Here is a 7,150-nt window from a genome sequence, read left to right on the forward strand (position 1 = left end):
GAGTACCCATAGGCTTTGCGCGAGAACGCGAAGGAGTGATCCGGCCATGACACGCATCGCTGACGTCGCCCGCCGGGCAGGTGTCTCTACCGCGACGGTCTCGCGGGTACTCAACGGCAAACAGGTGCGTGACGATCTGGCCGTCGCCGTACGCCAAGCCGTCGACGAACTGGACTACTCCCCCGACCGCACCGCGCGGTCCCTGCGCCGGCGGCACAGTGACGTCATCGCCCTGGTCCTGCCCGACATTGAGAACCCGTTCTTCACCTCGCTGGCCCGCGGTGTCGAAGATGTCGCCCAGGATGCCGGGTACTCCGTCGTGCTGTGTAATACCGACGACGTCCCCGCCAAAGAAGAGCGCTACCTCACCATCGCCGAGAGCGAGAACATGGCCGGCGTCGTCATCGCACCCGCGAGCACCAGTCCACGACTCGGGGCGCTGATGAGTCGCGGGCGTGGCATCGTTGTCGTCGACCGCAGAGTGCCGGACGCGGTTGATCAGGTCACCTTCGACAACGTAGGGCTGGCCTGCCGCGCCACCCGCGACCTCATCGCCGACGGCCATACTCGCATCGCCTGCGTCACCGGCCCGGCCACCACGAGCACCGCTGCGGATCGTGCCGCCGGATGGCGCCAGGCCATGGCCGAAGCGGGGCTCACCGCCGACGACGAGTTGCTGGTTCATGCCAACTTCCGGGTCGACGGCGGCCAGGCGGCGATGCAATCCCTGTTGGCCTTGGACCCGCCGCCGCATGCCGTGCTGGCCACCAACAACCTCGTCGGGGTCGGCGTCTTGAAGACCCTCGCCGAACACAGCGCCGCCGACCAGTTCGGCGTAGGCATCATCGGCGATCTACCGTTCGCGACGTCGCGAACCACGGACATTTCGTTGACTCCGCTGCACCCACGGGAGATGGGCCTGACGGCGGCCCGAATGCTCGTCGAACGCATCCGCGGACTCGACGCGCCACCTCGTATCGTGCAACCCGAGCCGCCCCCAGCGCCCCAGTGATGGTTGCCGCATTCTGCCGCTGATTCCACTGGTCAGCGGGCACGAAACTGGCAACGATCACCCGACCAGTGCGCAGGATCCACCAGACCTCGGAGCGGCACGGTTGCCTTAGCAATCGATTTCTGACATTCTGAGCGCGTGCCGCAGCTCGCCTTCCGCGATCTCCTACCCGGCGACACGAGGCGGGGCGCACGCCTCCGCGGCACGGCCCTGAGCCAACAAAGTGACGCCCATGACATCGGACCTGGATCCCGTATCCACGGACCGATCGGACACACTCGAGGAGCCGCATGTCCCCTTACGCCGTGCCACAGTCGCCCCCGACGCTTGCCGCTCCCGCGCAGACGGCGTACCTGATCGCCAGCGGCGACCTGCGTGAGTCCGCGAACATCGCCGGTTGGCCAACGCAGGTCGCGTTGGAACGGATCCTGACCGATACGTTCGCGACGCACGGCTGGAAGATCGTCCGCGCCAACGACGTCGATCCCGCAACCGGGCATGGCTTCATCAGTAGCCAGCGCATGGGCCTCGAGGTGTTCCGCGCCATTCCCCCGGACGCGCCGTTGATCGTCGCCGAGGCGGTGTGGCAATACAGCCATCACGTCCTGGCCGGGTTGCGCACCCACCGGGGCCCGATCCTGACCGCGGCGAACTTCGCCGGCGACTGGCCCGGACTCGTCGGGCTGCTCGGGCTCAACTCCGGGCTGACCAAGATGGGGCGGGATTACTCGACGATCTGGACCGTCGACGGGACCGACCAGTGGTTCCAGGACGCCATCCGCTCATGGATCCAGACCGGCACGATCACCCACGACGACTCCCATGTACATCCGCTGCCGCCCCTACCGGCCAGCCCGGAGAGAGAACTCGGCTACACGCTGGCCGACCAGCTCCTGCGGGAGAAGGCGATCATCGGCGTGTTCGACGAAGGCTGCATGGGTATGTACAACGCGATCTTCGACGACGAGTTGCTCAACCACACCGGCATCTACAAGGAACGGCTGTCGCAGAGCGCACTGTGGGCGGAGATGCAGACCGTCCCCGACGCCGAGGCAGACGCCGTCGGCAACTGGCTGGCCGACGCGGGGATGACCTTCCGGCTCGGCACCGACGAGGCCACCGAGCTGACCGAGACCCAGCTGCGCTGGCAGTACAAGATGTACATCGCTGCGCTGCGCATCGCCGACGACTTCGGACTGGATGCGGTAGGCATCCAATACCAACAAGGGCTCAAAGATCTCGCACCAGCATCGGACCTGGCCGAGGGGTTGCTCAACAACGTCGAACGGCCACCGGTACGCAGCCGCGACGGCCAGCGAGTGTTGTGGGAAGGCCGCCCGCTGCCCCACTTCAACGAGGCCGACGAAGGAGTCGCCGTCGACGCCCTGGTGACCAACCGGATCTGGACCGCGATGGGCTTCGACCCGGCGACCACGCTGCACGACGTGCGCTGGGGCGAGGATTACGACGGCCAGTTCGTGTGGGTGTTCGAGATCTCCGGGTCCGTCCCGCCGTCACACTTCGAGGACGGTTACGCCTCCGCGGAGGGCTGGCGGCAGAATCCGGTCTTCTTCCCCGCTGGTGGCAGCACCATCAACGGTGTCTCTAAGGCGGGCGAGATCGTCTGGTCCCGCGTGTACATCGCGGAGGGAGTGCTCCAGGTGGATATTGGGCGCGGTTCCGCTGTGTCGCTACCCGACGACGAGACCCGCCGGCGTAAGGACGCCACCAACCCGGAGTGGCCCATCATGCATGCGGTGTTGCATGGCGTGTCGCGGGACCAGTTCATGGCCCGGCACAAGGCCAACCACATCCAGGTCGCCTATACACCCACCGCCGAGGCGGCCGACCGCGCCATGACCGTCAAGGCCGCCATGTTCGACGCCCTCGGTCTGACCGTCCACGTGTGTGGCGACACCACGCTCAGCTAGGACGGAGTGGAGTTGGTGCACCGGCGGAGTGATGGATGTGTTGCCAGGGCGACACCTACTCCGCTCCGCCGGTGCACCAACTCCATTACAGCTGCCGGTTGCGAAGCCGGACCCGCCAGCGGTCCACCAGGAGAATGGCAGCCGTACTGGTGAAGATGACGATGACGGTCATGGCCATCGCCTGCGGCCGGTTCCCCTGGTCGAACTGGTTCAGGATCCACGGCGAGACGAGGTTGACCGAGGGCGGCCGCACGAGGCTCGACGCCACCAGTTCGCGGATCCCGATCACGAACGCCAGCAACCAACCAGCCACCACACCCGGCATGAGCAGCGGCAACAACACCCGCCGGGTGCTTGTCCACCCGCTCGCGCCGGAGACGACGGCGGCCTCGAGTAGCCGGTCGCTGATCTGGATCCGGACCGCTTTGACGTTCTGGATCACCAGCGGCAGGAAGATGACGACGTAGGCGAGGATGAGTATCCCGTAGGTGTTGTACGGGCTCCACGGCATCCACGGGGCGTTCCACAGGAAGATGAATCCCAGCGCGAGCACGATGGTCGGCACGGTGTCGGGTGCCACGGACAAGAAATCGATGCCCCGCGCTGTCGCCGTCCGCCGCCGGTTGGTGAGCAGCGCGAACATCGTACCGAGGATCGTCGTGACGGTCGCGGCCACCAGCGCGAGCCAGACACTGGTCGTCAGTGCGTCCATGCCACCCCCGCCGGGAGTCAGGACGTCGGCGAAGTGGTCGAGGGTGAGGTTGTCCCACGCCACACCGCGCGAGCGGAGGTTCGTCAAAGCTCCGGTGACGACGACGAAACCTGGCAGCACCGCGGTGACCACCATGGTGGACCCGATCCAGCACCAGGCGACGGCCACCGCCCACGGCTTCAACCCAACGGTGGTCATCCGCTGCGCCCGGATGCCGACCGTCCGATCGGCCTGCCGCGCCACGAACCACTGCTGGACTGCCCAGACGGTGATCCCGATCCCCAGCAGGATGCTGGCCATCGCGGCTGCGTGCGGAAAGTTCAGCGGATCGATCGTGACGTCTTCGTGGATCTTGCTGACCAGGACCGGAAAGCCGATCTGGTTGCCCAACGTCACCGGCGTCCCGAACTCCCCGGCGGCGCGGACGAAGACGAGCAGGATACCCATCGAGTAGCCGCTGGAGATCAGTGGCACGAGGACTTTGCCGAACCGGCGCCACACCGAGGCCCCATGGACGGATGCCGCCTCGTCCATAGTCGCTCCGACCCGGTCCAGGCTGTTGCGCAGGATCAGGTACAGGAAGGGAAAGACCTCCGACCCCATAACGATGGCCATCCCCGCAGGAGTGGCGAAGACGTCCTGCACCAGCCCACCGACCGGACCAAGCCAACTCTCGGCCAGGCCGCCGCGCCGGGTGAACTCCATCCACGCCAGCGCGCTGATGTACGGGGGCGTCATGAACGGCACCAGGACGGCGACGTCGATCCACCCGAACCGTCGGAACCGGGTACGCGACATCAGAAACGCCAGCGGTGCGGCCAGCAGCGTCGCGACGACGATGACCATCAGGCCGAGCACAACCGTATTGGTGACGACCTCGAGGTTGCTGGACTCCAGCAGCGCGCCGAGCTCACCCGGCTGGCCCCGGTGCCCGGTGACGGCCCGCACCACCACCAGGAACAACGGCCAGGCGACGAGCACCCCTAGAAGCAGCAGCGACGCCACCGAGGCGAGGCCGACCGGCGACCTCCAACGGCTACCCGGCCGGCGGCCGCCGCCCGCCCCTGAAGCTGGGGCGGGCGGCCCGGTTGCACTTCTCCTGGTCGACGCGGGCGGCATCGTTGGTCGACCCCTCCGCGCTACAGGTAACGCTCGACGAACTCGGCGAGGACGTCGGCACCCGCGGCCCCGACCTCGTCCCACGTGAAGTTCAGCTGCGCGACGTCGTCGAAGGCGACCATGCCGCCACCGACCGGCACATCGGGCCGCGCGGGGATCATGTAGTGGCCAACCGAGATCGCCTGTCCTTCCGCGGAGAACATGAAGTCCACGAAGGCCTCGGCGGCATCGGCGTTCTCACTCGACTCCATGATGAACACCGGCCGCGGGGTCACCGTGGTGCCGCTCTCGGGGAGGACAACCGCGACCGACTCCCCGGCGTCCAGCGCGGCGTACCCCGAGTAGTCGACCCCACCCAGCACGGCCGCGTACGAGCCGGCCAGCACCCGGTCCAGAGCGGGGCCGTTGGCGCCCTCGACGTGCAGGCCGTTGGCGAAGAGGTCATCGAACAACGCCCACGTGTCCTCCTCGCCCCAGTCGGTGATCATGGCGGCGATCAGGTCCCGGGCGGTGCCGGACTCACGTGGATCCGGCATGGTCACGAGCCCTTCCCACTCGGGGCCGGCGAGGTCGGCCCAGTCGGTAGGTTCACCGTCGGCCAACTCGGTGTTGACGACCAGTCCGAGCGCCGAGCCGTCTCTCCCGGTGAACCGTCCGTCGGGATCGGACCAGCCGTCGTTGACCTCCGACGCCGTCGCAGGAACATAGGGGCGCACCTGGCCCTCACCGGCATAACGGGCGACGGGCCCCCAGGAGGCCAGGTATACGAGATCGGCTTGCGGGTTGTCCCATTCGGCGTCCAGCCGGGCGGTGATCCGGCCCGAGACGTCGGCGTACTTGTCGACGGTGACGTCGGTTTTCGCCTCGAAGGCGTCGATCAGCTCGTCGGTCAAGCCTTGCGGGTTGGCCGAGTAGAGCGTGATCGATCCGGATAGGCCCTCCGGCGCCACCCATTCGTCGACGTTGGAGACCGTCGTCGTGTCGTCGTCCGTCGTGGATTCCGCATCGGACGACGAGCCGTCGTCGCCGCCGCACGCGGTCAGGGCGACCGCTACGGCCAGGCCACCGGCGACAACGCCGGCAAAACGGGCACGGATGACCGGCTTGAATAGCCTCACGGAGTGTCCTTTCGTGTGTGGTGAGATCGCTAGTCGGCGAGCTCGATGAGGTCGTCGTGGCTGATGTGGAGAGTGACGACGTCGCCGGGTGTCCGGCCGGACGTCGCATACACCAGCCAGTCCGGTGTGTCCGGCACCGAACACCGCAGCTCGTATCGGCCCCCGACGTAGCTGCACGCCTCGACCTGCGCCTTGATGTCGATGGTGTCGGCCTCGCCGGGGCCATCAGCGATGCCGACGTGTTCCGGGCGGACGCCGACCACCCGCCCACTGGCGACGGGGGTACGTGTGCTGTGTGGTGGCAACGTGTTGAAGCGTCCAACGAACCGAGCGACGAACGTGTCGACGGGCCGCTGATACAGCGTCTCCGGAGCGTCGGCCTGGACCAGCCGCCCGTCGTACATGACGAGTACCCGGTCGGACATCGACATGGCTTCGGTCTGGTCGTGGGTGACGTAGACCGTCGTAATCTGGAGCTTTCGGGTCAGTGCCGCCAGCTCGGCGCGCAGCTCGACCCGCAGCGACGCGTCGAGTGCGGACAGAGGTTCGTCCATCAGCAGGAGATCGGGCCGGCCGACGACGGCCCGGGCGAACGCCACTCGCTGCTGCTGCCCGCCGGACAGCTGGTGTGGCCGGCGGTGCGCCAGCGCGCCGAGCTGGACCAACTCCAACGCCTGGGCTACCGCGGCGTCAAGGTCGGACGTCTCGCGGCGGGCGCGGAGCGGGAAAGCGACGTTCTCGAACACCGTCAGGTGCGGCCACAGGGCGAGGTCCTGGAAGACCATGCCGAGCCGCCGCGCCCGCGCCGACACCATCACCTTGGCGGTGGCGTCGACGACGACCTTCGACCCGAAGGTGATCCGGCCGCGTTCCGGTGTCTCAAGCCCGGCGAGACAGCGCAGCAGCGTCGATTTCCCACACCCGGAAGGACCGAGGATGCTGACGAATTCACCGTCGGCGATGGTGACGTCCACCGGATGCAGTGCAACGACGTCGGCGTACGACTTGCCCACTCCCGTGAGCTCGATATGCACGCCGCCTCCTGGCCGTTGTTCGGTGGAGCGCGTCGTTGGGCCCCGTGGGGCCGCTGCCCCTCGACTCAGGAGTGTTCCGGCGCTGGTTGAACGGCCGTCGAACACGTGGCGAGCCGGACACGAACAACAACCGCCGTCTCCCTCATCCCCGGTGATCGTTGTTGGTTTTCGGCCCTCATCCCCGGTGATCGTCGCCGGTTTCGTGTCGCCATGGCGACACGAAA

The 7,150-nt window shown here is 67.3% G+C and carries 5 protein-coding genes; 2 read left to right on the plus strand and 3 right to left on the minus strand.

The genetic code is table 11. The features are described from left to right. The first annotated feature begins 46 nt into the window (after positions 1 to 46). The gene (locus G8760_RS13990; RefSeq protein WP_166351997.1) at positions 47 to 1,012 is read left to right on the plus strand and encodes a LacI family DNA-binding transcriptional regulator; all 966 of its coding nucleotides are present in this window, start codon (positions 47 to 49) and stop codon (positions 1,010 to 1,012) included. A 290-nt stretch (positions 1,013 to 1,302) separates the two neighbouring features. Continuing rightward, positions 1,303 to 2,943: a fucose isomerase gene (locus G8760_RS13995; protein ID WP_166351999.1), complete on the plus strand. Its 1,641-nt coding sequence runs from the start codon at positions 1,303 to 1,305 to the stop codon at positions 2,941 to 2,943. Between the two features lie 85 nt (positions 2,944 to 3,028). Here G8760_RS13995 and G8760_RS14000 read toward each other — a convergent pair whose 3' ends face one another. From G8760_RS14000 to G8760_RS14010, 3 genes are all read right to left on the minus strand, one after another. After that, entirely contained in the window at positions 3,029 to 4,660 is a 1,632-nt protein-coding gene (locus tag G8760_RS14000; protein ID WP_207782337.1) for an ABC transporter permease, read from the minus strand. Between the two features lie 134 nt (positions 4,661 to 4,794). Beyond that, on the minus strand, positions 4,795 to 5,892 hold the full coding sequence (locus G8760_RS14005; protein ID WP_207782338.1) for an extracellular solute-binding protein: 1,098 nt from the start codon (positions 5,890 to 5,892) through the stop codon (positions 4,795 to 4,797). 29 nt (positions 5,893 to 5,921) lie between these two features. After that, positions 5,922 to 6,926: an ABC transporter ATP-binding protein gene (locus tag G8760_RS14010; protein WP_166352003.1), complete on the minus strand. Its 1,005-nt coding sequence runs from the start codon at positions 6,924 to 6,926 to the stop codon at positions 5,922 to 5,924. Between the last annotated feature and the right edge of the window lie 224 nt (positions 6,927 to 7,150).

The organism is Phytoactinopolyspora limicola (assembly GCF_011320225.1).
Taxonomy (GTDB): Bacteria; Actinomycetota; Actinomycetes; order Jiangellales; family Jiangellaceae; genus Phytoactinopolyspora; species Phytoactinopolyspora limicola.